The sequence below is a fragment of the Chryseobacterium amylolyticum genome (assembly GCF_051011775.1).
In the GTDB taxonomy this organism is placed as follows: Bacteria; Bacteroidota; Bacteroidia; order Flavobacteriales; family Weeksellaceae; genus Chryseobacterium.
On record NZ_JBPCHX010000003.1, the window covers coordinates 352426 to 377650 of the forward strand.

General features: G+C 38.0%; 25 protein-coding genes. 11 read left to right on the top strand and 14 right to left on the bottom strand.

Features of this window, described 5'->3' with window-relative positions; translation table 11 throughout:
• The first annotated feature begins 58 nt into the window (after window positions 1-58).
• On the top strand, window positions 59-1330 hold the full coding sequence (locus ACR1PO_RS10365; RefSeq protein WP_332388596.1) for a Y-family DNA polymerase: 1272 nt from the start codon (window positions 59-61) through the stop codon (window positions 1328-1330).
• 57 nt (window positions 1331-1387) lie between these two features.
• A complete protein-coding gene (locus ACR1PO_RS10370; RefSeq protein ID WP_433986712.1) occupies window positions 1388-1657 on the top strand; it encodes a hypothetical protein in 270 nt (89 codons plus the stop codon).
• A 255-nt stretch (window positions 1658-1912) separates the two neighbouring features.
• Here the strand turns inward: ACR1PO_RS10370 and ACR1PO_RS10375 are convergent, their stop codons facing one another.
• Together ACR1PO_RS10375 and ACR1PO_RS10380 are read right to left on the bottom strand one after the other, a co-directional pair.
• Entirely contained in the window at window positions 1913-2524 is a 612-nt protein-coding gene (locus tag ACR1PO_RS10375; RefSeq protein WP_433986713.1) for a YdeI/OmpD-associated family protein, read from the bottom strand.
• Window positions 2525-2529: 5 nt separating this feature from the next.
• Complete coding sequence (locus ACR1PO_RS10380; protein ID WP_433986714.1) at window positions 2530-3663, bottom strand: serine hydrolase domain-containing protein; 1134 nt, start codon at window positions 3661-3663, stop codon at window positions 2530-2532.
• A gap of 99 nt (window positions 3664-3762) precedes the next feature.
• Between ACR1PO_RS10380 and ACR1PO_RS10385 the strand changes: the two genes are divergently transcribed.
• Window positions 3763-5091, top strand: a complete 1329-nt coding sequence (locus ACR1PO_RS10385; RefSeq protein ID WP_433986715.1) for a M48 family metalloprotease — start codon at window positions 3763-3765, stop codon at window positions 5089-5091.
• Between the two features lie 130 nt (window positions 5092-5221).
• On the opposite strand, the gene ACR1PO_RS10390 is transcribed toward ACR1PO_RS10385, so the two are convergent.
• Window positions 5222-6751: a hypothetical protein gene (locus tag ACR1PO_RS10390; protein ID WP_433986716.1), complete on the bottom strand. Its 1530-nt coding sequence runs from the start codon at window positions 6749-6751 to the stop codon at window positions 5222-5224.
• Window positions 6752-6834: 83 nt separating this feature from the next.
• Window positions 6835-8376 carry a glycine--tRNA ligase gene (locus tag ACR1PO_RS10395; protein WP_332388591.1) on the bottom strand — a complete coding sequence of 514 codons (1542 nt, stop codon included), beginning with the start codon at window positions 8374-8376 and terminating at the stop codon, window positions 6835-6837.
• 267 nt (window positions 8377-8643) lie between these two features.
• Between ACR1PO_RS10395 and ACR1PO_RS10400 the strand changes: the two genes are divergently transcribed.
• From ACR1PO_RS10400 to ACR1PO_RS10410, 3 genes are all read left to right on the top strand, one after another.
• Window positions 8644-9699 (top strand): alpha/beta hydrolase-fold protein, encoded by a 1056-nt coding sequence (locus tag ACR1PO_RS10400; protein WP_433986717.1) that lies wholly within the window; start codon window positions 8644-8646, stop codon window positions 9697-9699.
• Between the two features lie 24 nt (window positions 9700-9723).
• Window positions 9724-10419 carry a pseudouridine synthase gene (locus ACR1PO_RS10405; RefSeq protein WP_332388589.1) on the top strand — a complete coding sequence of 232 codons (696 nt, stop codon included), beginning with the start codon at window positions 9724-9726 and terminating at the stop codon, window positions 10417-10419.
• Window positions 10420-10636: 217 nt separating this feature from the next.
• Window positions 10637-11674, top strand: coding sequence for a quinone-dependent dihydroorotate dehydrogenase (locus ACR1PO_RS10410; RefSeq protein ID WP_433986718.1), 1038 nt, complete (start codon window positions 10637-10639; stop codon window positions 11672-11674).
• Between the two features lie 29 nt (window positions 11675-11703).
• Here the strand turns inward: ACR1PO_RS10410 and ACR1PO_RS10415 are convergent, their stop codons facing one another.
• On the bottom strand, window positions 11704-12594 hold the full coding sequence (locus ACR1PO_RS10415; RefSeq protein WP_433986719.1) for a hypothetical protein: 891 nt from the start codon (window positions 12592-12594) through the stop codon (window positions 11704-11706).
• Between the two features lie 24 nt (window positions 12595-12618).
• Complete coding sequence (locus ACR1PO_RS10420; RefSeq protein WP_433986720.1) at window positions 12619-13863, bottom strand: DUF445 domain-containing protein; 1245 nt, start codon at window positions 13861-13863, stop codon at window positions 12619-12621.
• Window positions 13864-14039: 176 nt separating this feature from the next.
• Here ACR1PO_RS10420 and msrB point away from each other — a divergent pair, with 176 nt between their 5' ends.
• The gene (gene msrB / locus ACR1PO_RS10425) at window positions 14040-14486 is read left to right on the top strand and encodes a peptide-methionine (R)-S-oxide reductase MsrB (RefSeq protein ID WP_433986721.1); all 447 of its coding nucleotides are present in this window, start codon (window positions 14040-14042) and stop codon (window positions 14484-14486) included.
• A gap of 127 nt (window positions 14487-14613) precedes the next feature.
• A complete protein-coding gene (locus ACR1PO_RS10430) occupies window positions 14614-15369 on the top strand; it encodes a murein L,D-transpeptidase catalytic domain family protein (RefSeq protein WP_433986722.1) in 756 nt (251 codons plus the stop codon).
• Window positions 15370-15398: 29 nt separating this feature from the next.
• On the opposite strand, the gene ACR1PO_RS10435 is transcribed toward ACR1PO_RS10430, so the two are convergent.
• Window positions 15399-16772: a HAMP domain-containing sensor histidine kinase gene (locus ACR1PO_RS10435; protein ID WP_433986723.1), complete on the bottom strand. Its 1374-nt coding sequence runs from the start codon at window positions 16770-16772 to the stop codon at window positions 15399-15401.
• Entirely contained in the window at window positions 16769-17455 is a 687-nt protein-coding gene (locus ACR1PO_RS10440; protein WP_433986724.1) for a response regulator transcription factor, read from the bottom strand. The genes ACR1PO_RS10435 and ACR1PO_RS10440 overlap by 4 nt, the downstream gene beginning before the upstream one ends.
• A 238-nt stretch (window positions 17456-17693) precedes the next feature.
• On the opposite strand from ACR1PO_RS10440, the gene ACR1PO_RS10445 reads away from it, so the two are divergent.
• The 3 genes from ACR1PO_RS10445 to ACR1PO_RS10455 are packed head-to-tail and all read left to right on the top strand — an operon-like array spanning window position 17694 to window position 19954.
• Complete coding sequence (locus ACR1PO_RS10445; protein ID WP_433986725.1) at window positions 17694-19022, top strand: hypothetical protein; 1329 nt, start codon at window positions 17694-17696, stop codon at window positions 19020-19022.
• 11 nt (window positions 19023-19033) lie between these two features.
• Window positions 19034-19453 carry a Dabb family protein gene (locus ACR1PO_RS10450; protein ID WP_332388580.1) on the top strand — a complete coding sequence of 140 codons (420 nt, stop codon included), beginning with the start codon at window positions 19034-19036 and terminating at the stop codon, window positions 19451-19453.
• Between the two features lie 21 nt (window positions 19454-19474).
• A complete protein-coding gene (locus tag ACR1PO_RS10455; RefSeq protein WP_433986726.1) occupies window positions 19475-19954 on the top strand; it encodes a cupin domain-containing protein in 480 nt (159 codons plus the stop codon).
• 140 nt (window positions 19955-20094) lie between these two features.
• On the opposite strand, the gene fabF is transcribed toward ACR1PO_RS10455, so the two are convergent.
• The 6 genes from fabF to ACR1PO_RS10485 all read right to left on the bottom strand — a co-directional run bounded on the left by fabF (window position 20095) and on the right by ACR1PO_RS10485 (window position 25209).
• A complete protein-coding gene (fabF, locus tag ACR1PO_RS10460) occupies window positions 20095-21336 on the bottom strand; it encodes a beta-ketoacyl-ACP synthase II (RefSeq protein WP_433986727.1) in 1242 nt (413 codons plus the stop codon).
• A 2-nt stretch (window positions 21337-21338) separates the two neighbouring features.
• Window positions 21339-21764 carry a PaaI family thioesterase gene (locus ACR1PO_RS10465; RefSeq protein WP_332388577.1) on the bottom strand — a complete coding sequence of 142 codons (426 nt, stop codon included), beginning with the start codon at window positions 21762-21764 and terminating at the stop codon, window positions 21339-21341.
• Between the two features lie 10 nt (window positions 21765-21774).
• Window positions 21775-23043 carry an acetyl-CoA C-acetyltransferase gene (locus ACR1PO_RS10470; RefSeq protein WP_433986728.1) on the bottom strand — a complete coding sequence of 423 codons (1269 nt, stop codon included), beginning with the start codon at window positions 23041-23043 and terminating at the stop codon, window positions 21775-21777.
• A gap of 10 nt (window positions 23044-23053) precedes the next feature.
• Window positions 23054-23659, bottom strand: a complete 606-nt coding sequence (locus tag ACR1PO_RS10475; RefSeq protein ID WP_433986729.1) for a TetR/AcrR family transcriptional regulator — start codon at window positions 23657-23659, stop codon at window positions 23054-23056.
• Between the two features lie 177 nt (window positions 23660-23836).
• The gene (locus ACR1PO_RS10480) at window positions 23837-24256 is read right to left on the bottom strand and encodes an OsmC family protein (RefSeq protein WP_002982623.1); all 420 of its coding nucleotides are present in this window, start codon (window positions 24254-24256) and stop codon (window positions 23837-23839) included.
• Window positions 24257-24342: 86 nt separating this feature from the next.
• Complete coding sequence (locus tag ACR1PO_RS10485; protein WP_433986730.1) at window positions 24343-25209, bottom strand: helix-turn-helix domain-containing protein; 867 nt, start codon at window positions 25207-25209, stop codon at window positions 24343-24345.
• Window positions 25210-25225 lie beyond the last annotated feature (16 nt).

A 25225-nucleotide genomic window follows, 5' to 3' on the forward strand; every position in this document is an offset into this window, starting at 1 on the left:
AAAGATTATTTTATTCCCTAAAAACTATAATTTTGTACAGATATTTGATACAATTGTCATGTATGCTCTGGTAGACTGTAACAATTTTTTTGTTTCCTGTGAAAGGACTTTGGATCCCGATCTTGAAGGCAGACCCGTTGTGGTTCTTTCCAACAACGATGGATGCGTTGTATCCAGAAGTAAGGAAGCAAAAGATCTTGGAATTCCGATGGCAGCTCCTGCATTCAAGTACAAAGAGCTTTTTCAGAAGCATGACGTAAAAAGCTTTTCTGCAAAATTTGAATTGTATAATTATAAAAGCCAGCAGGTCATCAATATTGCCAAATCCTATGTTCTTGATCATGAAGTTTACAGTATTGACGAGCTCTTTCTTGATTTAACAGGATTTAAGTATATCGATATTTATGAATACTGCTTTAAAATTAAAGAAGAGATCAGAGAAAAGGAAAATATCCCTGTAAGTATAGGAATTGCACCTACCAAGACTTTATGTAAAGTAGCCAACAGAATTGTGAAAGATTTTCCTGAGAAATTTAACGGAGTTTATATTTTAGATACTCCTGAAAAGATAGAAAAAGCTTTGAAATGGCTCAATATAGGAGATGTCTGGGGAATCGGGAGAAGGCTTGCCGCCAAAATGAATGACAGCGGAGTGTATAAAGCCTGGGATCTTCTTCAGAAACCTGAAATGTGGGTTCGGAAGATCATGGGAATTCATGGAGTAAGAATGATCAACGAGCTGAGAGGAATCCGTCAACTGGAACTGGACGCTCCTTCCCCTAAAAAATCTATAGCGGTTACCCGAAGCTTTATGCAGATGCTTACCAAAAAAGAGGAAGTCCGGGAACGGGTGGAAACCTTTGGAATGTATTGTTCAGAAAGGCTGAGGAAGCAGAATACCTGCTGTAAAATGATTACCGTTTTTGTGCAGACCAACCGTTTCAGAAAAGATCTGCCTGAGTATAAAAATGCTATGACAAGGATTCTTTCCAATCCTACGAATTCATCCATTCTCATTGGGAGAGTGGTTAACGAGCTTTTTGAAGCAATTTACAGAGAAGGATTTCATTATAAAAGGGCAGGAGTGATGGTCAATGACTTTGTACCTGAAGATCAGAGACAGATCAGCCTTTTTGAAGAAGATATACAAAACCAGCATCTTCCCGTAATGAAAGCAATGGATGCCATGAACCGGAAATTTGGAAAGGATAAAGTTCGCCTGGGAAGCATGAGTGGAGAAAATACTTTCGGCCGTGCAAAGCTGTCCCCGGAATATGAAGCCTTCCTGAAAAAGAATACATTACCGGAAGCCAATTTCAGATTCCATTAGGAATTATTTTAATTTAAAAACTCTGCTTATTTTTCCTTTTTACTATTTTTTTTTTGAGTGGAAAATAAAACATTTAAAATCAGTTATTTATTGGATGAGCTGTCCCGGAAAGACTTTTACGGATATAAGCTTGTTGATTATTGGGATGCCGATAATGAAGCTTTAGGGATACAAAAAGGAAATGTTGTCATCTATATTTCAACATTTGATTTTTCTCAAACCGGATATTATGATATCATTATTGAGGAATCTGAAACCGGAAAAATATTGAAGGAAGGACAAAATATATCATATACTGAGCTTGTTGCCTACCTTCAGGAATTTTAAGTTCAGAATAATGATAAAGTTGTTTAAACTTTACAAAACCACAGCGTCATAAAAGGTATCATTTTAAACACCTAAGTTCACTTAAGTAAGTGTAAAATAATACCGCAGAAAAGCTCAGATGAAAATCAAAGATTTTCACAAACTTAGGTGTACTTATTATGTATAAGGTTTGGTTCTGAAAATTGAAGTATTTAAAACTTTGTGCCTTTTATGGTAAAATAATGAAAGCTTAAACACCCCGATGTGTAATTAAGATTACTTCCTTTCATATTTCCAGTTTCTTCCTTTGCCTTCGGCTATCCATTCCAGAGCCTGTTCCATTCTTTTATTTCTGGTGGCTTCTGTTTTAGCCTCCGTGATCCAGGAAATATATTCCTTTCTGAAGGACGGGGAAGCTTTTTTAAAAATTTCCAGCGTTTTAGGCCGGGCATTTAGAGCTGACTGAAAATAATCAGGAACCTCCATTTCTATTTTGGATGGAGGTGCTTTTTTCATCTTTACACCCATGTCTGTAAGTTCCATGGCTTCTTTAATGGCTCTTTTCAGCTGAGTTGGGGATGGAAGATCTTCAAGACGGGTTATTTTTCCTAAGCTGAACATTGAACTTTTTTCAGCAGTTGTTTCTATTTCCTGTAACGTTTTCATTTCCTGATGCAGCCAGAATCCCATACTGCAATATTGCTTGAAAGCGGTGATGGAACATAAAATCTTCCCTTTATACATGAACGTAGGAAATTTCCATTTGATGGCTTCTTCCGCATCGGGACAGGCTTCGTGAATGATTTCACGGAGATAATGTAAGATAGGTTTTGCAAAATCAGGAGATTTTTCAATGTATTCATCAACGTTTATGCTGTGCTTTTCCATGCTGTTTATTGGAATAGTTCTACAATTTCATTTACAAGGAATTTTACCTGGTCAGGTCTTCCTCTGTCATTTTTAGGATTGTTGGGATAGCTTCCGGTTTTTACAATAACAATATGATGTTCCGGAACCATAATGATATACTGTCCCTGCAATCCGAGGAAATAATAATGTTTGACCGGATTGTCATGATTAATCCAAAGTCCCATACCATAAATGTTTTCAGACTTTTCTGTAGGGGTTCTCATCTTTTCAATAAAGTCCGCGTTAAGAATTTGATGATCACCGGCCTTCCCGTTATCCAGAAACAGCTGTCCAAGTTTGGCAAAATCTCTTGCATTGGAATGAATACAACAATAGGCTTTTTCTATGCCGTAATCATCTGTGCTCCATTTGGCATTTTGTTCCATTCCCAAAGGGATCCAGAATTTTTCTGATAAATAGCTTGCCAATGGTTGGTTCAGCGCTTTTCGGACAGCAAAGCCAAGAAGCTGTGTAGAACCGCTCTGGTACTCAAATCTGGTTCCCGGTTCTTCTTTAAATTTCCTTGAGAATACCGCTTTTATAAGGCTTTTGCCGTAATAAGCCTTGGCATTGGGAAGAAAAGGATTGTTGTAATTTTCATCCCAGTCCAGTCCGGCTTCCATTTGTGCTAAATTTTTAAGTGTAACCTGATTTCCGAATACTTTATTTTTAAATTCCGGGTAAAAATCCGACAGCTTTTCATCAATATCCGGAATAATGCCTTCTTCCAGAGCCTTTCCCAATAGCATTACCGTCACTGCTTTGGCCATCGAAAAAGAATTGGTTTGTGATAACTGATTGTAGCCGCCCCAATACTGTTCATGAAGGATTTTTCCATTCCTGATCACCACAAAAGCTGCTGTTCTGGAATGTTTTAAGTTTTCAACTAAATGTTTCGGTAATTCTTTTTTGTTGTAGCCGGGATCTTCCTCCCAGAGTCTGGGTTCTTCAGTAGCAACAGGGTTGCTCGGGAAAAGATTTCCGTCATCAATGTAGGCACTTGATTTTCCTTTCAGATAGGTTTTGGAAATACCATTAAATAAATAATCATATCCCAGAAAATAAGCAGCAGCTGCACCTGCCACAGCTCCGCCTATCATATACTTCAGTATTCTCATTTTTTCATGAATGGGTCTTTAACAAATTTAGAATAATTTGGCTATAAAATTTAAAATGAACCCACAAATACGTTATTTTTGTTCTTATTGATGAAAACTATGACCAGAAAACTTTTTGTATTGGGTTGCTTTCTATTTTCGATCATTGGAATAGCCCAGATGTATAAGCCGATAGATACTGCAGATTATATACAGAGAAAAACATTTTTGAAGAATTTTGAAGGGAATAATGAAGCTACTGTAAAGAGACTGAAGGCGCAGTATTCCGGGAAAACGGGCTCAGAATTATCCAAGATCTATAAAGAATTCGGAACTGACTTTGAAAAGCAGGTGAAGAATAAGGATTTCATTTTCAAATCTGAATTTGAAGCCAGCATACAATCTATGATTCAACGTCTGAAAAAGAATAATCCTAAAATTCCACAAGATCTGAAAATTCTGATTGCAAAGGACAATACTCCTAATGCTTATTGCCTTGCAGACGGAACTTTCGTCATCAATATGGGATTGTACAGCTGGCTGAATAATGAGGAACAGATTGCTGCAGTGATTTCCCATGAACTGGGACATAAAATAGAAGAACATTCCCTGAAAACCTTTTTAAAAATCATCGAACAGGATAAGCTGGATAAAATCGTGGTTGATAATATAAAGTCTACTACGATAAGCAGAAGCCAGGGCCAGAACCAAAAGGCTTTCGATATTTTTAAAAACAGAGTCTACAAGAAAAGCGTGGAAAGAAGACAAAATGAAATACAGGCAGATTCTTTAGGGTATGTTATTTTTAAAAACAGTGATTTCAGGAAAACAGAATTTGTAAACGCTCTTCAGAGATTACAGGATTTTGATACGATCTCTCCAAGGGAATTAAAGGTGGAAACTTATAAAAAACTATTTAATCTCCCCAGACAGGCATTCAATGAAAAATGGATGAAAAAGGAAGACTTCTCACTGTATAACTACAATTTTTACAAAGAAAAGCTGAACAAAGATTCCCTGGCATCACATCCTGAAGTTTCCAGAAGGATAGAAATGCTTAAAAAGACATTTGCTGAACTGAAAACACCCGCTGCTTCTGAAAAACCTTCTGATCTGTTTGCCGCATTACAGAAAACAGCAAGGATGGAGATTTTACCCAATTATTTCCACTCGGAAGATTATGGATTAGGAATTTATGCTGCCATGCAGTTTTTGCAGGATGAAGAGGAAGAAAAATATTATAAAAGCTGGCTGGGAAAATGCTTTACCAAAATATACGAGGCGAGAAAAAATTATAACCTGAACCGGTATCTTGACAGGATAGAACCTAAAAATCAAAGCGAAAGTTACCAGCAGTTCCTGAACTTTATGTGGAATTTAAGTCTTGACGAAATAAAAAATATAGCAGATTTTTATCAAACGAATGAGACCCTGGCAAAAGTAAACTGATTTTAAGTATTTCTGATGAAATATCAATAGGAACGGGCTTTAGCCCGTTTTTGAAATAATAAAAAATTCCACTGGCTTTAGCCAAACATAAAAGAAAGAACCCTGATGAAACGTCAGGGTTCTTATTATTTTAGTAATTTAATTTCTCCAGACGGATCTTATTAAACTTTTCCTTCTCATTATACTCACGAAGCAGGATATAGCCTTCTTTTCCTACATACGGAGTTACGGCATAATTGTCTTTTTCAGAAATCGGGATAATCTCCTGTTTGAATTTTCCGTCAATAATAGTATTGATAAACAGATTCCACCTTTTCTGTTTCGTTACTTCATCTTTCTGATAATCGCGGTAGAAAAACACTACATCTTTTCCTCCGTTGAGGTATTGCGAAAACAGATAATCGCTGTTTATCCACTTTGATTTTTCCTTTTCAAAGACCTGAACATTTTTCACCTTGAAATCCTTATCGGTATAGATGTAAACAAGATCAGTGGTTTTCGGAGCATTGTACTGGCCTGCAGGTTTATATTTTTCTGATAAAATACCGACACTTCCATCGTTCATAAAGTACATGTCTTTGGTCTGAAGCATGTAGCCGCTTTCTACCATTCCATATTTATCCACTTTGGGAAGGAAAGCGGAGATATTAGGCTCGTAATTGATGGCTTTCGTATCAACAGAAAAGTCAGATTTATTGAGGATCATTCTTGCAAATCCTACAGATTCGGAATTATCATAATTTCTTCCCAAAAGAACTACTTTATCATCAAAGGTTTTATCATTGTCAAGCTTTCGGTATCCTGAGTAAAAAGATTCAATATTGTCTATCGTATCATCAGATAATCCTGTAACGGGTTTGTTGGACGTTTCTTTACCCGTTTTCATATCCAGGACCATCAGGCTGAATGTTTTCTGCTTGTCATTGACCTTCTTCATGATACAGTACATATACTTCTCATCTCTTTCTAGAACAGATAAAGAAGTGTGAATTTTTTTGCTTCCGTCTGTATTATAGTTATATCTCCAGACTTCTTTTTTATTCTCATCAAACTTCATCAGGCTGTTGCCGTTCTCATACTTGCCGTAATCTTTGTATTCAATAGCAAAATAACCGCCTTCTTTCAGTTCTCCAACGGCAGAAACATAGTTGTAACCTTTTTCTTTCTTCTCGTCACGGTTCTCTTTGCGCTGTTCTTTCCAGCTCTTTGGCTCATTGATCTCTTTGAAAGTACCGTTTTCCAGATAATCATAATATATTTTTCTGGTAATGGAGTTGGTTTTTGGATCGATCACCATAGAAACCGGAGTGAATATTTCTTTGCTTTTTACAAGGGAATAATCCATCATGGAAGGCTTTAGGATAATCTGTCCTTTGAAATCGACATATCCTAAATAAGAGGCAGCCGTAATGTCTCCTTCAAATTCTTTATTGGCAACAGGGTTGAGGTTTTTGTCCAGTATCACATACTCGAATTTTTTGGTCTTGTCACCGGATTTTCCGTAAGAATATAGAGAAACGTAGCCGTAAAGATTGTCTTTATCATCAAATAGAGCATTCATTCCCACGTGATCCCCGGCAGCTAGCGTTGTCAGGTCCTGGGTCTGGGAAAAAGCAAAGGTCTGGATCAGCCCAAACACCATTAGTGTTATTTTTTTCATGGTTAAAATTTGAGGGATAAAAGTAATAAATTAACAGATATGTTGATAAAAAATAAAAAAGCCCTGAAACAGGGCTTTTTAAACTATAATTGAGAAAGTAAATTTCTGAAGTTCGTCTTCTCATCAATGATGCGTCTCAATTCTGAAACAGGAACTCTTTCCTGCTGCATTGTGTCTCTGTCTCTGATCGTTACGGTGTGATCAACAAGAGAGTCGTGATCCACTGTGATACAGTATGGAGTACCGATGGCATCCTGTCTTCTGTAACGTTTTCCTATCGCATCTTTCTCTTCGTAGAATAAGTTGAAATCATATTTCAGGTCATTGAAGATCTTTTCTGCATATTCTGCTAAGCCGTCTTTCTTCATCAATGGAAGAATAGCTGCTTTAATTGGCGCCAATGCAGGAGGTAGCGATAAAACAGTTCTTTCTGAACCGTCTTCCAATACTTCGTCTCTTAAGCAATGTGAGAAAATAGAAAGGAATAATCTGTCTAAACCTACAGAAGTTTCCACTACATAAGGTACATAGTTTTCGTTTCTTTCAGGATCGAAGAACTGAAGCTTTCTTCCTGAGAATTCTTCATGTGCCTTTAAGTCGAAATCTGTTCTTGAGTGGATCCCCTCTAATTCTTTAAATCCGAATGGGAAGTTAAATTCAATATCAGCTGCAGCATTCGCATAGTGAGCAAGTTTCTCATGATCGTGGAATCTGTAGTTCTCGTCTCCCAAACCTAAAGCTCTGTGCCAGTTCAGACGTTTTTGCTTCCACTGCTCGTAGAATTCAAGTTCTGTTCCCGGAGCTACAAAGAACTGCATTTCCATCTGTTCGAATTCACGCATTCTGAAGATAAACTGTCTTGCAACAATCTCATTTCTGAATGCTTTACCGATCTGTGCAATACCGAAAGGAAGCTTGTGACGTGAAGTTTTTTGTACGTTTAAGAAGTTAACGAAAATACCCTGAGCTGTTTCAGGTCTCAGATAAAGATCCATAGCACTGTCAGCAGAAGCTCCCAGCTTTGTTCCGAACATCAGGTTGAACTGTCTCACTTCTGTCCAGTTTTTAGAGCCTGTATCAGGATCTGCAATTTCAAGCTCCTCAATCAAAGCTTTTACATCAGCAAGATCTTCATTTTCCAGAGACTTTGCCAGTCTTGAAAGAATAGCTTCTCTTTTTGCCCTATATTCAATGATTTTGGGATTGGTAGCAACAAACTGATCCTTATCGAAAGCATCCCCGAATCTTTTCGCTGCTTTTTCAATCTCCTTGTTCTCTTTATCTTCAATTTTAGCACAGTAATCTTCTACCAGAACGTCTGCTCTGAAACGTTTCTTAGAATCTTTATTGTCAATCAGTGGATCGTTGAAAGCGTCTACGTGGCCGGATGCCTTCCATGTTGTCGGGTGCATCAGAATTGCCGAATCAATACCTACAATATTTTCGTTAAGCTGTACCATAGCTTTCCACCAGTATTGTTTGATATTATTTTTAAGTTCAGCACCGTTCTGTCCATAATCATAAACAGCGGATAAACCATCATAGATCTCACTCGATGGGAAAATAAAACCATATTCTTTAGCGTGAGAAATCACTTTCTTGAAAACATCTTCTTGCTTTGCCATAATTTTTTTACGTCTGATGTGCAAAAATAGGAATTTGGATTCCAAAATCATGAAAATGAACAAAAAAAGCAGTAAATAAAAGTGTAAATAGTCACTTTTGTGATTTCAGAAGCCGGGAACCTGCTCTCCGCTGTATCTTTTGCTCCACTTCGTTCCGCAAAAGGATGCCGCTGCAATCAGGGCTAATCAGGCAGGAATAAAATCTCCATCATTATATTCTTATTTTGAGACAATTTACCGACATTTGAACTGACTTAAAATTTTGCAATGAAAAGATCAGCCTTTCTCATTTTAATTTTTGTTTTTCTGTCTCAGTTGTTTTGGGCACAGAAAATTCCGGAAGGAAAAGTGGTGACAGCTTATATTACAGCCAGAACCTTACAAAATAAAGCCGGGGAAAATCCTAAGCGCAGAGTGACAATTTATCTGCCGCCGGATTATGAAAAATCTTCAAAAAGATATCCTGTTATTTATTTCCTGCATGGCTTTTTCTGGAGTGACAGTTTATTGGTGAGCAGAGATAAAATGAATCATATTATTGACCGTGCCATTAATGCTAAAAAAATTAAGCCTGTTATTATGGTCATGCCTGATGAAAGCACGGTTTTCAAAGGAAGCTTTTATGCCAATTCAAAATCTTCCGGAAACTGGTCAGATTTTACTTCCATTGAACTGGTGAATTTTATTGATAAAAATTACAGAACCATTGCTGATAAAGAAAGCCGCGGAATTAGCGGACATTCTATGGGAGGAAACGGAGCATTGCGGAATGCTTTTCTGCATCCCGAAGTTTTTTCTTCTGTCTATGCACTTTCTCCCGGAATTATTGATGCCCAGTTTTTTACCCTCAATGAAATTGACCTGTATAAAAATCTGAATAGTATTAAAGATATTTCGGAGCTTTCAAAACGGGAGCATGCAAGAACCAATATTATTTTCGCCATAGCAAGAGCTTATAACGGTAATGAAAATAAACCTCCTTTCTATGCCGATTTCCCTTATTCTTTTGAAGGTGATGAATTGAAAGTGAATGCTGCTGTTGTCCAGGAATTAAAGAAAAACTCTACCTCAGAATTGATTTTCTCTCATTATGAAAATATTAAAAAACTGAAGGCTATAAAATTTGACTGGGGAAGGAATGACGAATTAAAACATATTCCCATAAGCTGTATGAACCTGAGCAAAAATCTTGAAATGCTGAAAATAAAACATGAAGCAGAAGAATATATAGGGACACACGGCAGTGAAGTGAGCAAAGAAAACGGAAGAATTGAAAATCAGATGCTGCCGTTTTTTAATGAGCATCTTACGTTTGAGGAATAATCAAAAAACCTCTACTTTTGCCCCATGTTAGAAATTCTTTATCGCGATGAGCATATTATTGCCATTAATAAACCCAGCGGACTACTGGTTCATAAATCTTTTTATGCAGGAGAAGCCGATACATATGCTATTCAGGAGCTGAAGAAGCAGATTGGGCAAAAAGTGTATCCCGTACATCGGTTAGACCGGAAAACATCGGGTGTTCTGTTGTTCACTTTAGATAAAGATACCCTTAGAATCATGAGCGAGCAGTTTTCATCACGCGAAGTAGAGAAGAAATATCTGGCCATCCTTCGCGGCTGGACAAAAGAAGTGGAAACGATTGATTATGATTTGGTTAATGAAAATGAAGTCAGACAAAATGCCGTTACAAATTATCGCCGTTTGCAGATTTCGGAAATAGATCTGCCATTTTTAAAACATCAGACTTCGAGATATTCTTTGGTAGAAGCCATTCCTGAAACGGGAAGATTTCATCAGCTGAGAAAGCATTTTAAACATATTCTGCATCCTATTTTAGGCTGCCGTAAGCATGGCTGCAATAAACAGAATAAGTTGTGGCTTCAGACATTTGGCATCAGCAAAATGACGCTTCACGCCCATCAGTTGATTTTTAATCATCCCATTTCCAATGAAAGAATTACAGTAAACGCCACTATAGATGAAGAGTTCAAAAGAATAGGAGATATCCTGAATTTTGATCTGAGCTCATATTCTTAACCTTTCACGATAATTACAACCTTAAGATTTTAAATATCCTTGTCAAGGTTTTAAACCTTGGCAGGATGGTGTTTCTAATCATAGCGTTTAGATAATCTCAATGATTAGAAAAAAGTTTTAGGTTTTATAGATGCTATGTATCAAACATTTCGATAAAATATCATACATCAATCGGGCATTAATTTTAAAATGAGTAATTTTGTAAAACTTTTTTTCAATGTACAAATCGCTCATTCGTCCGGTTCTTTTCAAATTCGATCCCGAAGATGTTCATCACTTTACCTTTTCGGTACTTAAGAATTTTGGATTTCTGACTCAATTATTTTTCCCAAAACCTGTTGAAGACAAACGTCTGGAAAGAGAAGTTTTCGGATTGAAATTTAAAAATCCTGTAGGACTGGCTGCCGGTTTCGATAAAAACGCTGTCTTGTTCAATGAACTGGCAGATTTAGGTTTCGGATTTGTGGAAATCGGAACCGTAACTCCAAGAGCGCAGGCCGGAAATCCTAAAAAAAGATTATTCCGCCTTATTGAAGATGGGGGAATCATCAACAGAATGGGATTCAATAATGATGGCCTGGAAGCAGCTATTGAAAAACTGAAATCCAACAAAGGAAAAATAATTATCGGTGGAAACATCGGGAAAAATACGGATACAAGTCCGGAAAACTATACCCAGGACTACCTGGACTGCTTTGAAGGTCTTCATCCTCATGTAGACTATTTTGTACTGAATGTAAGCTGCCCGAATGTAGGAAGCCATGCGAAACTTGAAGATGTAGACTATCTGAGAGAGCTGATTACGGAAGTGAAAAAAATAAACCAGTCAAAAGCGGTACAGAAGCCTATACTCCTGAAAATTGCACCGGATCTTAATAACAACCAATTAGACGAAATCATTGAGCTGATTGCTGAAACAAAAATTGATGGTATCGTAGTTTCCAATACATCAGTGAACAGGGAAGGTCTGAAAACTTCTCCGGAAGTTTTAGAACAGATTGGAAACGGAGGCCTGAGCGGAAAACCTATCCGTGAGAGAAGTACGAAAATGATCAAATATCTTTCTGATAAAAGCAACAGGGCATTCCCGATCATTGGAGTAGGAGGAATACATTCGGCAAAAGACGCTATGGAGAAATTAGATGCAGGAGCAAGCCTTATTCAGTTATATACCGGATTTATTTATGAAGGGCCGGCTCTGATCAATGAGATCAATCAGGAACTTCTGAAAAGAGCAGGCAGATTACCGAGATAAAATAAAAGAGAGTCTATAGGGCTCTCTTTTTATTTGGACTTTACCACGGATGCATTTTTCAGATCAACAGTAAGTGTATGGGCCGGAGTGCTTTCGGATTTTCCTATTGTATAGGTAATGGTTTGTTTATCTTTGGATTTTGTTTTGGTAACGTCATACATATTTTCCAGGCAGCTTTCAATCAGGAATTCTTCATAATTTTTATAATTCCAGTCTTTTGTAAAATACAGAACCCTGTAACCTTTTTCTCCTTCGCTTGCACCACATCGCCCGCAGGCATTAAAGTTGGAAGTTTGCTCAAAATAAAGAAGCACCCTGTTTCCGTTTTTCCCGGATGCATAGGAAATCAGTTCATTTCCTCCTGCTTTATTGATAAAGTCGTACGTATTGATCTTTTTATTATTGGGTAAATACAAATAGTTGTTGAGGCGGTAGATCATAGCATTGCCTGTAAATAATTTTACCGGCTGCTCTTTTTTGCCCATATAAAAATGTCCGGAAATCGGGTTGCTGTTAGTGTTGAGGTTTCCAAATAGTATAGACTCCCGGGGAGCCAGCTTCTGTGCTATTTCATCTGTTTGCGCAACTTTCTGCATAGAGGTGATCTGCTCCTTTAACAGCCTGGCATTCTGCTTTTGCTTTGTTCCGAAATTATATAATGAGAGGCTTCCATAATAATCATAAATACCGGTGAGCGGGATTTTCTTTTTGTATTTGTCGTAATAATACCACCCGTCCACATAGTGTTGATACTGATCACAGTCTGCCACGCCTGTGTAGTTGAGTTCAATGGTAACAGGTTTTCCTCCGATTTCTCCTGTAAACGTCTGGGAAGAATCCGTTATTTTTTTTAATTCAACTTTTTGGCAGAGGGCACATGTGAGGAAACAAAAAAAGAATGCAGTAAAAACTTTTTTCATGGCTGAGTATCGTGGATTTTAGTTTTAAATGAAAAAGTGAGCAATAGTGTAGATAATCAGCCCTACAAGGCCTCCTACAAGTGTTCCGTTGACCCTGATAAACTGAAGGTCTTTTCCTACCTCCAGCTCCAGTTTTTCACTGAGCTCTTTTCCCTGCCAGTTCCCGACAGTTGTACTGATGAGGCTCCCGAACTGATGCGTATTTTTCAGAATGTATTTATAGGCTGTCACACGAACCCAATGATCAATTTTATTCTGAAGGTTTTCGTCTGTTTTTAAGTTCTGCGCAAACTCATTCAGGTTTTTTGAAAGGTAGTTCTTCAGTGCGGAATTTTCCTCCTGAAGTTCTTTCATCAGCGTTTTTTTGATAGAAACCCAGATATCATTGGAATATTCATCCAGTTTATCATTTTTCAGGAGACCGTTTTTGATGGTTTTAAATTCTTCATCCCATTTAGGATCTTCTTTCAGATCAACAGAGAATTCATGAATTTTCTGTGTAATCAATGCCCTTACTTCATGCTGGGGATTTTCTTCTATTTCTTTGAAAAAATCAGAAAGTCCGTCGGCAATTTTATCCGCAATTTTATTGTCTACAAAAGAAGGAATGAAGGAGTAGCTGCCTTTCTTTACGCGGTCTTTAATCATTTCATCGTTTTCAAGGATATATTCTTTGATCTGTTTGGAAAGGTTGGTAATGATTCTCTGATGATCATTTTTTTCAAGAATATAGTGAATCCCGTTTCCGACCACCTTATTGAGCTTAATATCATCTGACATTTCCGATACCTTTTTGCTAATAAACTGGCTCACCGTGGAATCGTCCAGTTTATTAAGAATATCCAGTACAATATCGGACAGGTTTCTCAGTAATATTTCCTGGTTTTTCTCTTTCCCAAGCCATTCGCCGGCGAAATTGGATACTTTGAGTTTTTGAATATAGGGACGGATATTCTGTGGAGAAAGAAAATTACTCACTACAAAGCTTCCCAGATTATCCCCTAATCTTTGTTTGCTGTTTTCAATAAGATTGGTATGAGGAATAGGAAGCCCAAGAGGATGACGGAAGAGTGCCGTTACCGCAAACCAATCGGCCAGCGCACCCACCATTGCTGCTTCGGCAAAAGCCCGTACATAGCCAACCCAGTGAGAGCTGTCAGACTTCTGTAAAATAGTGGTAACGATGAAAATAACGGCCATCAGGACGAATAGTCCTGTGGCAAATGCTTTATATTTTCTGAGCTGTTTTCTTTTTGCTTCGTCATTCATATTCTCAAATTTACTAAATTTGGTTATGAAACCGTTTAATCTTAAAAAAAGCTTTTAAGCTTCAAACTTTTTGCGGTTAAACAATAAAATTTGTAATGAAATTTTTAGTTTCACTCATCCTATTATTTTTTCTGCAGGCATGTACGCAGAAATATGAACCTATTAAAAAAACTCTTATGGAAAATACAGAAGCAAAAAGCAATCCATACTACTCCAGAACTGATACCACAAAACTTGATGTTTCCAATGAAGAATGGAAAGAAATCCTCGCTCCGGACTTATATGCAATCGCAAGAGAGGCTGCTACCGAAAGGGCTTTTACCGGAAAATATAACGAGTTTGATGAAATCGGGGAATACTATTGCGCTGTGTGCGGAAATCATCTCTTTCGGTCTACCTCAAAATTTTCCAGCAGCTGTGGCTGGCCGAGTTTCTTTGAAGCAGATAAAGAAGGCGTATATTATAAAAGAGACCAATCCTACGGGATGGACAGAGTGGAGGTACTTTGCAAAAGATGTGATTCCCATCTGGGGCATGTTTTTGATGATGGCCCGAAACCTACCGGATTACGATATTGTATGAATTCTGTGAGTCTGGAATTTGCCCCGGATTCTCAAAAATAACTGCTTTAATTCACAAAATCAGGACGTTAAAGTTTCTTAAATAGCGTTAAACTTTTTAGAGTTATAACCCCTTGGTAATTATGTTTTTATAATTTTGCCCCACTAATTTGGATTTATATATTATTGAATGAAAGGATTTTATAGTGTACTAGGCCTTGTTTACATGGTGACGACTTCATTCTACATTTCTCTAAGAGTGGTGGTGAAAAGTGAGAATGTCAAAACAACGAAAACTGAAAAAGTAGCTGAAACGAAATCTGAGAAGGGCACAACAGCCATATCTTCATCAGAAGCACTGTACCAATCAATCGCATTTGACCCCGAACATGAACTGAATTATGAAGTGTTCTCAAAAGCATTGACTGGCTATGAAAATTTAAAAAAAGCAGGATTGCTTACCCAGGACTCGCATTTATTAACTATCTGCGATTTTTCTATGTCTTCTAATATGAAAAGACTTTGGGTAATTGATCTTGAAGACAAAAAAGTTCTGTTTAACTCATTGGTGGCACACGGAAAAAACACAGGCGAAGAATTTGCGACGAATTTTTCTAACAGGGAAAGTTCGCTGCAGAGCAGCCTGGGATTTTATATCACAGATGCAACCTATCAGGGGGATAACGGATATTCTTTGAAATTGCTTGGAATGGACAAAGGCTTTAATGATGCCGCCTACAGAAGAGCAATTGTACTTCATGGAGCGGATTATGTAAGTGATGCATTTGCAGCCATGCACAAAAGAATCGGAAGAAGCTGGGGATGTCCCGCTGTACCAAGAGAACTGACGCAGTCTATCATTAATACCATTAAGGGACGAAACTGCCTCTTCATCTATTATCCGGATCAGAACTATCTTTCTTCTTCAGAATGGTTGAAAGCATAAAAAAAAGCAGTCAGTTTCTGACTGCTTTTTTATTTTTTGGAGGGAAATTCTACAGTAAATACACTTCCTTTTGAGACTTCAGAATCTATTGTCAGTTTTCCTTCGTGTATTTCTACAATTCTTTTTACAATGGAAAGACCGATTCCGTTTCCTTTTTCGAAACTCTTATTGGAACCACGGTAAAAAAGATCAAAAATTTTTGAAAGATCTTTTTCTGAAATACCGATTCCATGATCAACAAAACGGATTTTTATATGTTCTGTTTTAGTTTCTATTTCAATATGACAGCTTTTGTCCGCCGAATATTTACAGGCATTCTCTATTAAGTTCGAAAAAGCAACCTGCAGCAGGTAAGGGTTGCCATAGAAATCATAATTGTTTTCATCATCGTCTGAGGCATTGCCCATATAATTGATTCCGATTTTGTAACCGGCATTTTTCTGCAGCAATGCAAGCTTGGCTTCTGCCAAAATTTCATCCAGGCGCAGATTGGTAAAACTGATCTGCGATACATCATAGCTGGCTCTGGCGAAATCCAACAAAGCAGAGGACAGTTCCGAAGCATCATTGGCATCCTGAAGGGCATTGTCAATAGAAAGCTTATAATCATCCAATGTTACATTAAGCTCTTTGGCAAGCTCCAGTTCTGCAATGAGCGTAGAAAGAGGAGTCCTGAATTCATGTGAGATCGTGGTAACAAATTGTTTATGGTTGTTAAAGGATTTTTCGAGCCTGTTGAAGGTAGAATTAAAAGTTTCTGTCAGTTCATAAATCTCATCTTTTGCCTTGGGAATATCCAGCCGTTTATTCAGATTATGCTCTGAAATATCGCGGATCTGGAGAATAATATCCTTTAAAGGTTTAAGCGTGTAATAGGAAAAAAGAAATCCTATAATAAAAATAATGACAATCGAACTGATATAAATGATGATAATATCTTTTTTAAACTCCGAAATATGAGCTTTTCCTGTGACATCTACCGCACTTCCGATGATATAATATTTTTCTCCGTTTGACCGGAACTGAATGGCAATATACTGACGGTCACCCTGCTGCCAGAATATTCTGTTTTTATGGGATTTGATAATTTTATCCAGATATTTTTCATTGCTTTTGAGAGGAGGAATATCTGTGAAGGTAAGCTCTTTTTTACTGTTGTAAACACTGATGTCTGCTTCATTCAGCAGTTTTTGGTTACGCTGGTGAAGTTCACGGATTTTTTCATCACTGATTCTGGCATCAAATATAAATTCTGAACGCCAGATCACTTTGTATCCCAGCCGGTCGTTAAACTCATCTTCCCTGTTTTTTTCAGAAACAAAATAAAGAACGTAGGCGAACAAAAATAAGATGCCTGCCGTAAGGATGGAATATATAAGTGCTGTTCGGGTTGCTATTTTCATAATCGTGAAGCAAAAATAAATCCTACTCCGGGTTTGGTGTGAATCAGTTTATGATCAAAATTTTTATCAATCTTTTTCCGCAGATAAGCAATATAAACATCAATATAATTGGTTCCGGTATCAAAATGATTTCCCCATACATTTTCTGCAATTTCCTCACGGGTAAGAATTCTTTCCGCATTGTTTACCAGAAAAACCAGCAGCTTAAATTCTTTGGGAGTGAGTTCTATTTCCGCTCCGTTTCTGAAAACCCTGTTGAATTTCTTATCAATCTTCAGGTCATGATACTCAAGATAGGTAAGATATGCTTCCTTATTTTTAGCTGATCTTCTCTGCAGAATAGCTTTGATTCTCACATAGAGCTCCCGGATCTCAAAGGGTTTTACCATATAGTCATCTGCTCCGGCGTCAAATCCTTCAATTTTTTCATCAATCGTCCCCAGAGCGGTAAGCATGATGATGGGAAGGTCAGGATATTGCTGTTTGATCAGTTTACACAGATCAATTCCACTCATTTTTGGGAGCATAATATCCGTAATGGCGAGATCAAATGTTATTTTATTCAGCAGAACAATCGCATCTTCTGCATCTTCCGAAATATACACCTGATATTGCTGGCTTTCCAGCCCTCTTTTTAAAAGACCTGAAACACGTGAATTATCTTCTACAATTAAAATTTTCATAAAGAAATACTATGGATATGTGTTGGTTTTTTAAATGTTTTTTTTGGTTTTAAAAGCCTGACTTTCATTTATTCCCTAAGCACTGTACAAAGGTATTTTATATTTTTCTTTTATCAGAAAACATTAACCCTTTTAATAGTTTTCTATAAGGTTTCTAATAGATTTCTAATACCTGTCCGGACATTCCCGGTCTAATTTTGTCCCGTTGAAATCAACAAAAGATAAGAATAGAAAAATTATGAAGACTACCTCTTTCAAAACAGCAATTGCGTTGTTTTCCTTATTGGGATTGATGGGGAAATTAGAAGCCCAGAAAAAAAATGATTTTAATAATCCCGGATTGACTCATTATTTCAATGAAGATCACTCAAGATATATTTCCTTTAGCGGATATGCAGAATTGTGGGCCAGATATACCCAGCTTAATCCGGGAAGCCTTGTCAATAATGAAGCAAAATCAGATCTGTCTGACCTTTCGCTCAGAAGAGTTCGTGTGAAAATGACTTATAAGCCAACAGAAAAGCTGATGTTTGTATTGCAGGGTGGAACTACCAACGTGAACGTAAATGCCAAAGGGAGTAATTATTTTGACCTTCTGGATGCTTATGCAGAATATGCTTTTAATGATAAAATTGCTTTTGGTGCAGGACGTTCTACATGGCGTGGTCTTTCAAGATTTACTACAGGACCATTGAATACGCTGTTATACGACCTGCCCGCTTACGCAACCTCCAATGCGGGAGCAACGGATTATACCGTAAGGGAATTGAGTGCCTATATTAAAGGACAGCTTGGTAGGTTTGATTACCGTCTGGTCGTGGCCGATCCCTATACCATGGCAACCTCCGACCCGAAACTGAATGTAGCTTCTTTTAGCAAGAACTCGCCTGGAAAAGACTTCTCAGGATATTTCAGATATGCTTTTTTAGACAAGGAAAATATTTCCACCCCTTTTAATTCCGGAACGTATGTAGGGAAGAAGAATGTGCTAAGTCTTGGAGCCGGTTTTGATTATATCCACAATGCATTATGGCATCTGGATTCCGGTAAGAATACAGTGAATGATGATATGAAAAGCTTTGCGGTAGATTTATTTTACGATGCACCGCTGAACAAAGAAAAAGGAACGTCAATAAGCGCTTATGGAATGGCAATGCATAACGATTATGGACCCAATTATATCCGGTATGTGGGAACCAACAATCCCGCCACTTCTGTAGAGGTTACGCAGGCAAGCCTGAATGGAGCAGGAAATGCAATGCCTGTTATCGGAACCGGGAATACGTATTATGTGCAACTGGGAGGAACCCTGCCTTATCTGGATAAAGAAAAGAAAAGCCTTCAGCTTCAGCCTGCTGTAGGAATGCAGCTTTCAGATCTGAAAGGGCTTCATGATAATGCAGTGATCTATGATGCCGGAGTTTCTCTTTTGATGAATGGAATGTCTTCCCGTTTAACCTTTGATGCTCAGAACCGGCCCGTTTATACCAATGATCCTTCAAACAATGCTGTAGTTTCTGACAGGAAATGGCAGTTTGTCCTTAAATACAGAATAGATTTTAATTAAAATAAATGACAATGGAAAGAAGAAAATTTTTATTCCGCTCAGTTCAGGCTTCTGCTTTGCTGCTGATCTCAGGAAATATGTTTGCCTCTGCTTTACCCATGTTTAATCCTATAAAAAAGAAAAAAATGTACTTCCATTATTTGTTGTTCTGGCTCAGAAAAGATCTTTCCGAGTCTGAAGTAAAAGAATTTGAAAATTTTTTTGAAGGCCTTAAAAAGCTTCCTTATCAGAAGAATCTCCGTTACGGAAAACCCGCAGCTTCCAGTCCGAGAAACGTTTTAGACAGTACATTTACTTATAATGCTTCTATGGAATTCGATAGTCTGGAAGAGCTTGAGGCGTACGGAAAACTTCCTGAGCATCTGGCTTTGGTTCAGAAATATAAACCATTCTTTGAAAGAATGCTGGTTTACGATACTGTTTATAATTAAAAATAAAAAATTAAATTTATAATGAAAAACATCATTAAGGGCTTAAGCCTTGTTTTATTAGTAACTACTGTAGGATTTATGAATGCACAGCATAAAAAACACAACCATCTGAGCGTCACTGCGGAAGCCTCCACTGAGTTTATTCCTGCCATAAGATTAATTAATAATCCTGACGGATCATGCACTTTTGAAAAAGGAAAAATACCTACTCTTAAACATATGAATACCACAACATTCTGGATGAGCAATAAAACGGAAGAGTGGGAAAAAAATGCACATCCGGCTCCCAGAAGACAATATGTGATTACCATCAAAGGAAATATAAGATTTAAAGTAACGGATGGCTCCACTTTTATGATTAAACCGGGAGTAGTTCTTCTTGCTGAAGACCTTAAAGGAACCGGTCACAGCTGGGATATGGTGAAAAGCAAAGAGTGGGAGAGGCTCTATATTCCGATTGCCGAAAATGCGGATGATTTTTTTATCCCGGATGCCCAATAATTTCAAGTCAATCTCTTTTTAAGGGAATATATAATTCGTTATGTTGGAAGCAGTCAGTTTTGGCTGCTTTTTAAGTTTTAAACTGCAAAAAAAAATCCCTGCATGGTTTTCATACAGGGATTTCCAATTATCTAATCAGATTAGCTGAATTTCTTAAATACTACAGTGGCATTATGTCCTCCGAATCCAAAGGCATTGCTCAATGCAAAATTAATGTTCTTTTCTTTCGCCTCACCAAATACAATATTGATATCTTTAGGAATACTCTCATCAATATTGTGAAGATTAATCGTTGGAGGAATAATCCCATTCTGAATGGCTTTAATGGAAAGAATCGCTTCCACAGCGCCGGCTGCCCCCAGCAAATGCCCGGTCATGGATTTTGTGGCACTGATATCAAGGTTCTTGCTTCCTTTAAACGCTTTGTTGATGGCTGTTAATTCAATCGTATCTCCAATCGGTGTAGACGTAGCGTGAGGGTTAATGTAATCAATATCTTCCATGTTGGCTCCTGCTTCTTTCACTGCCAGCTGCATTGCTTTAATAGCGCCAACACCGTCAGGATGAGGAGCTGTCATGTGGTAAGCATCTGCGGTCATTGCTGCTCCTGCTAATTCTGCATAGATTTTTGCTCCTCGGGCAACAGCGTGTTCATATTCTTCAAGTACCAATGCTCCGGCACCTTCACCCATTACAAATCCATCTCTGTCTACATCATAAGGACGGCTGGCTGTTGAAAAATCATCATTTCTTGTAGACATGGCCTTCATAATAGAAAATCCTCCGATGGAAGCCGGTGTAATAGCCGCTTCAGAACCGCCACTGATGATTACTTTTGCTTTTCCAAGACGGATATAGTTAAAGGCATCCATTAATGCCGTATTTCCTGTTGCACACGCAGAAACCGTAGTATAATTAATTCCCTGAAGACCATATTTCATGGAAATCATTCCCGAAGCCATATTGGCAATAAACTTTGGAACAAAGAAAGGATTGAAACGGGGTGTGCCATCACCCGCTGCAAAATCCATTACTTCTTTTTCGAAGGTCCACATTCCACCCTGTCCTGTTCCCCAGATTACTCCGGTATCGAACGGATCCATCTTTTCAAGTTCCAGTCCGGAATCCTGAATGGCTTCCGAAGAAGCATACATGGCATACTGTGTAAACAGGTCGCTTCTTTTGATTTCATTGTGGTTCAGATATACTTTAGGGTCAAAGTTTTTTACCTCACAGGCAAAATGTACTTTAAATTTTTCTGTATCGAAATGGGTGATGAGTCCTGCGCCGCTGACTCCCTTAATACTGTTTTGCCAAAATTCTTCGACATTATTTCCCAAAGGCGTCACTGCGCCCAGACCTGTAATGACAACTCTCTTCATACTTAGTTATTGATTTTGAATAAATTTGAGGTTCCTCTTGCGATTAATCGTGTTTTGTCTGCGTTCCATATCTCGCATTGTGCATTGACGAATTGCTTACCTCTTTTAATGATTTTAGTTTCGGCTACAATATTATCATTTTCTTTTGCAGTTGAAAAATAATCGATGACATTATTTATCGTGGTAATGAAAGAATTTTCATTTAAAGAAAACATGGTAGCGCCAATGATATCGTCTATAATGGCAGCGGTAACTCCACCGTGAAGGTTTCCGGCAGGGTTCAGCCATTCCGGTCTTATGGTATATTGAAATTCCAGCTGACCTTCTTCTGCAGAAAGAACAACAGGATTGAGCCATTTCATAAAAGGGGAGGGCGACTGGTCAAATTCTTTTCCGATGAATTGTTTTAATTGTGCGAGTCTATCCATACTTGAGTTTTTATTTTTCTAAAATCATCGTTACTCCTTGTCCACGGGCTGCACAGATGGATATAAATCCTTTTCCGCTGCCTTTTTCATGAAGTAATTTTGCCAGGGTTGCAATAATTCTTCCTCCGGTTGCGGCAAAAGGATGGGCTGCTGCAAGGCTTCCTCCTTTTACATTCAGTTTGTTCCGGTCTATTTTTCCCAGGGCTTTCTCCAGTCCGAATTTTTTGGCCAGCTCGTCATTTTCCCAGATTTTTATGGTGGCTAAAACCTGTGCGGCAAATGCTTCGTGAATTTCATAATAATCGAAATCAGACAGATTCATTCCTGCTTTTTTCAGCATTCTTTCTGCTGCAAAAACCGGTGCAAGAAGAAGATCCTGTTTATTTTCAACATATTCTATTCCTGCCAATTCTGAAAAGCTGATATAAGCTAAAACAGGAAGGTTATTGGCTTTTGCCCATTCCTCACTGGCCAGCAAAACTGCTGAAGCTCCATCTGTAAATGGTGTTGAATTTCCGGCCGTTAAAGTTCCGTTCTGCCTGTCGAAGGCAGGTTTCAGCTGTGAAAGCTTTTCAATACTGCTGTCACGTCTTACATTGTTATCCTTATCCAGACCGAAAGCCGGGGTGACCATATCATCAAAGAATCCTTCATCATAAGCTTTTGTCATATTCTCATGGCTTTTTAAGGCGAGTTCATCCTGTTCCTGTCTTGATATATTGTAATATTTTGCAGTAATTTCTGTATGTTCACCCATAACAAGACCTGTCTTGGGCTCCTGTCCTTTGTAGGGTATAGGCATCCAGTCTTTCAGTTTCGGACTCAGTAATTGTTTTAATTTTCCAAACGCTGACTTTTCTTTATTAGCTTTCAGAAGGGCTTTTCTCAAACGGGATGAAGATTCAAAAGGTATATTGCTCATGGCTTCCACACCACATGCAATACCACAGTCTATCTGGCCCAGGGCAATTTTATTTCCAATATAAATGGCTGCCTCAATTCCCGTGTCGCATGCCTGTTGAAGATCACATGCAGGAGTTGCAGGATCCAGCGTTGTATTCATCACAGTTTCTCTGATGAGGTTGCTTTCAGAAATGTGTTTAATTACAGCACCGCCGGCAACTTCCCCGAGTCGCTTTCCTTTAAGACGATAACGGTCTATCAATCCGTTCAGAGAAGCAAGAAGGAGATCCTGGTTCCCCTGTTCCGAATAAGCGGTATTCATTCTGGCAAAAGGAATTCTGTTGTATCCTACAATAGCCACTTTTTTTGTTTCCATATTATATAATTTATGATGGAAGAATATTGAGTTCATGATCAATCATCTGGGAGACTCTATCTAAAGCATGGTTTAGAAAGCTTTGATCACCCATTGTTTTTGAAAGCAGGATTCCACCTTCAATAAGCATAATAAAAAGAGAAGCATACTGCTCAGCACGGATACTTTTATCAATTTCCCCCTTACTTTGCCCTGCTGCAATTGTATCTGATATTTTTGTCATCCATTGCTCAAAAGACCTTTTTACCTGGGCTCTTAAGGCTGGAAAGGAATCATCTGCTTCTGTTGCAGCATTCATCAAAGGACATCCTCCGTTTGCAAAGACAAACTTCCAGTTTTTCCGGTAAAAATCCGCAAAAGCATGAAGCTTATCCAAAGAGGTCGGGAATTCATCTCCAAAAGAACGGCTTAGGGTTTTACCAAGCACTCCGGCATTATATTTATACACCTCAATGGCTACTTCATCTTTGTTTTCGAAATTTCCGTAAATACTGCCTTTCGTCAGTCCGGTTGCCTGGGTAATGTCTGACAGCGATGTGGAAATGTAACCCTTGGTGTTAAAAAGAGTTGCTGTTTTCTCAATGATATGCTGTTTTGTTTTTTCTGCCTTCGACATTATAAATGTTTAAATATGATGCAAATATACAAAAATATACCATTCGGTATATTTTATCCGGAAAAGTTTATCAGATAAATATTGGGCTTTAGGTTTTGGCTAAAGCCAGTGGACTCTTATTTTAAATAAAAAGCGGGCTAAAGCCCGCTCCTATTTGATGTTGAATGAAAACTTGGATTAGTTTTCCAAAGTAGCATTCAATGTAATTTCAAAATTGAATGCGGCACTTACAGGACATCCTTCTTCAGCAATTTTAGCGAATTTCTGGAATTCTTCTTCTGAGATTCCAGGAACCTTAGCGGTTAAAGTCAGCTCAGATTTTGTAATCTTTCCAATGTTGGGATCTAAAGTGATGACAGAAGTTGTTTTTAATTCTTCAGGGTTATATCCGGCTTGTGAAAGCTCTGCATCCAGTTTCATAGTGAAACATCCTGCATGGGCTGCTGCCAGCAATTCTTCAGGGTTTGTCCCCACGCCATCTGCAAAACGGCTGTTGAAAGAATATTGAGTCTGGTTTAAAGTGGTACTCTGAGTAGTTAAATGTCCTTTTCCTTCTTTGATGGTACCGTTCCAAACGGCTGTTGCGTTACGTCTCATAATGTTTGTTTTTGTATTTAATGTTGTTTGATTTTGATGTTACAAAGGTATGTCGGTGCTCGGAAGTATTCAATAGATAAAAAGGCTTAAATATTGTACTTTTTTCCCGAAGTGTAATTTTTTTTAAAATTAGCCGGTGTATTTCCTGTTTTGTTGGTGAAAAGGCGGTTGAAATAAGCCGGATCTTCATATCCAAGGTCGTAGGCAATTTCTTTTACAGGCTTGTCTGTATAAAAAAGCAATCGTTTTGCTTCCAGTAAAATTCTGTTGATGATAAACTGATTGGGAGATTCGAGATTTAGATGTTTAAATTTATGGGTTAAGGTTTTTGGAGCCATATGAAGCAGTTCTGCATAATCTGCCACGTGATGCTTTTCTCTGAAATGAATTTCCAGAAGCCTGCTGAAGTCCCTGAAAATATCAAGTTCACTGCCAGGAATTCTGAAGGTGTTATTATCTAAATTTTGTTTTTTCCATTTCCGGGTAGCCCGGATGATGATCTGTTTTACATAGGTTCTTATCATTTCCTCTGCTGACGAATCCTTCCATTCAAGTTCATCTTTAATGTTCTGAAACAGATCTTTTATGAGAGCCGTTTCAGAATGATCAAGCTCCACAAAAGGAATTTCAAATACATTATGAAAGAGAAGGCCATCGCACGCTACTTCTTTATCATGAATCTGGATACAGTAAAAATCGCGGTTATAAAAAAGGAGAATAGCTTGATTCTTTCCTTTTTGTATGCTCAGATGCTGGTTGGTCAGAAAAAACAGAGAAGGTTTTTGGGTTTTGTAATCGTTAAAATCGACCGTAAGCTCATATCCGGCAGGAATAAAAAATATTTTAATATCTGTTCTGAACAGATCTCCGCTGAAGTTCTTCAGGCTTTCCTCTGAAAAGACTTCGAGCCCCAGTCTTTTATAATGATCTTCAAAAATAAGCGGTTGCAGCATACTTTAACTTTAGATT

Coding starts and splice junctions, on each gene's coding strand:
- fabF (WP_433986727.1), bottom strand. CDS start 21,336: ATGAAGAGAGTTGTCATTACAGGTCTGGGCGCAGTGACGCCTTTGGGA.
- ACR1PO_RS10400 (WP_433986717.1), top strand. CDS start 8,644: ATGAAAAGATCAGCCTTTCTCATTTTAATTTTTGTTTTTCTGTCTCAG.
- ACR1PO_RS10410 (WP_433986718.1), top strand. CDS start 10,637: ATGTACAAATCGCTCATTCGTCCGGTTCTTTTCAAATTCGATCCCGAA.
- ACR1PO_RS10420 (WP_433986720.1), bottom strand. CDS start 13,863: ATGAATGACGAAGCAAAAAGAAAACAGCTCAGAAAATATAAAGCATTT.
- ACR1PO_RS10465 (WP_332388577.1), bottom strand. CDS start 21,764: ATGGATAGACTCGCACAATTAAAACAATTCATCGGAAAAGAATTTGAC.
- ACR1PO_RS10415 (WP_433986719.1), bottom strand. CDS start 12,594: ATGAAAAAAGTTTTTACTGCATTCTTTTTTTGTTTCCTCACATGTGCC.
- ACR1PO_RS10365 (WP_332388596.1), top strand. CDS start 59: ATGTATGCTCTGGTAGACTGTAACAATTTTTTTGTTTCCTGTGAAAGG.
- ACR1PO_RS10385 (WP_433986715.1), top strand. CDS start 3,763: ATGACCAGAAAACTTTTTGTATTGGGTTGCTTTCTATTTTCGATCATT.
- ACR1PO_RS10375 (WP_433986713.1), bottom strand. CDS start 2,524: ATGGAAAAGCACAGCATAAACGTTGATGAATACATTGAAAAATCTCCT.
- ACR1PO_RS10380 (WP_433986714.1), bottom strand. CDS start 3,663: ATGAGAATACTGAAGTATATGATAGGCGGAGCTGTGGCAGGTGCAGCT.
- ACR1PO_RS10470 (WP_433986728.1), bottom strand. CDS start 23,043: ATGGAAACAAAAAAAGTGGCTATTGTAGGATACAACAGAATTCCTTTT.
- ACR1PO_RS10445 (WP_433986725.1), top strand. CDS start 17,694: ATGAAGACTACCTCTTTCAAAACAGCAATTGCGTTGTTTTCCTTATTG.
- ACR1PO_RS10405 (WP_332388589.1), top strand. CDS start 9,724: ATGTTAGAAATTCTTTATCGCGATGAGCATATTATTGCCATTAATAAA.
- msrB (WP_433986721.1), top strand. CDS start 14,040: ATGGAAAATACAGAAGCAAAAAGCAATCCATACTACTCCAGAACTGAT.
- ACR1PO_RS10430 (WP_433986722.1), top strand. CDS start 14,614: ATGAAAGGATTTTATAGTGTACTAGGCCTTGTTTACATGGTGACGACT.
- ACR1PO_RS10450 (WP_332388580.1), top strand. CDS start 19,034: ATGGAAAGAAGAAAATTTTTATTCCGCTCAGTTCAGGCTTCTGCTTTG.
- ACR1PO_RS10455 (WP_433986726.1), top strand. CDS start 19,475: ATGAAAAACATCATTAAGGGCTTAAGCCTTGTTTTATTAGTAACTACT.
- ACR1PO_RS10475 (WP_433986729.1), bottom strand. CDS start 23,659: ATGTCGAAGGCAGAAAAAACAAAACAGCATATCATTGAGAAAACAGCA.
- ACR1PO_RS10395 (WP_332388591.1), bottom strand. CDS start 8,376: ATGGCAAAGCAAGAAGATGTTTTCAAGAAAGTGATTTCTCACGCTAAA.
- ACR1PO_RS10480 (WP_002982623.1), bottom strand. CDS start 24,256: ATGAGACGTAACGCAACAGCCGTTTGGAACGGTACCATCAAAGAAGGA.
- ACR1PO_RS10440 (WP_433986724.1), bottom strand. CDS start 17,455: ATGAAAATTTTAATTGTAGAAGATAATTCACGTGTTTCAGGTCTTTTA.
- ACR1PO_RS10485 (WP_433986730.1), bottom strand. CDS start 25,209: ATGCTGCAACCGCTTATTTTTGAAGATCATTATAAAAGACTGGGGCTC.
- ACR1PO_RS10435 (WP_433986723.1), bottom strand. CDS start 16,772: ATGAAAATAGCAACCCGAACAGCACTTATATATTCCATCCTTACGGCA.
- ACR1PO_RS10390 (WP_433986716.1), bottom strand. CDS start 6,751: ATGAAAAAAATAACACTAATGGTGTTTGGGCTGATCCAGACCTTTGCT.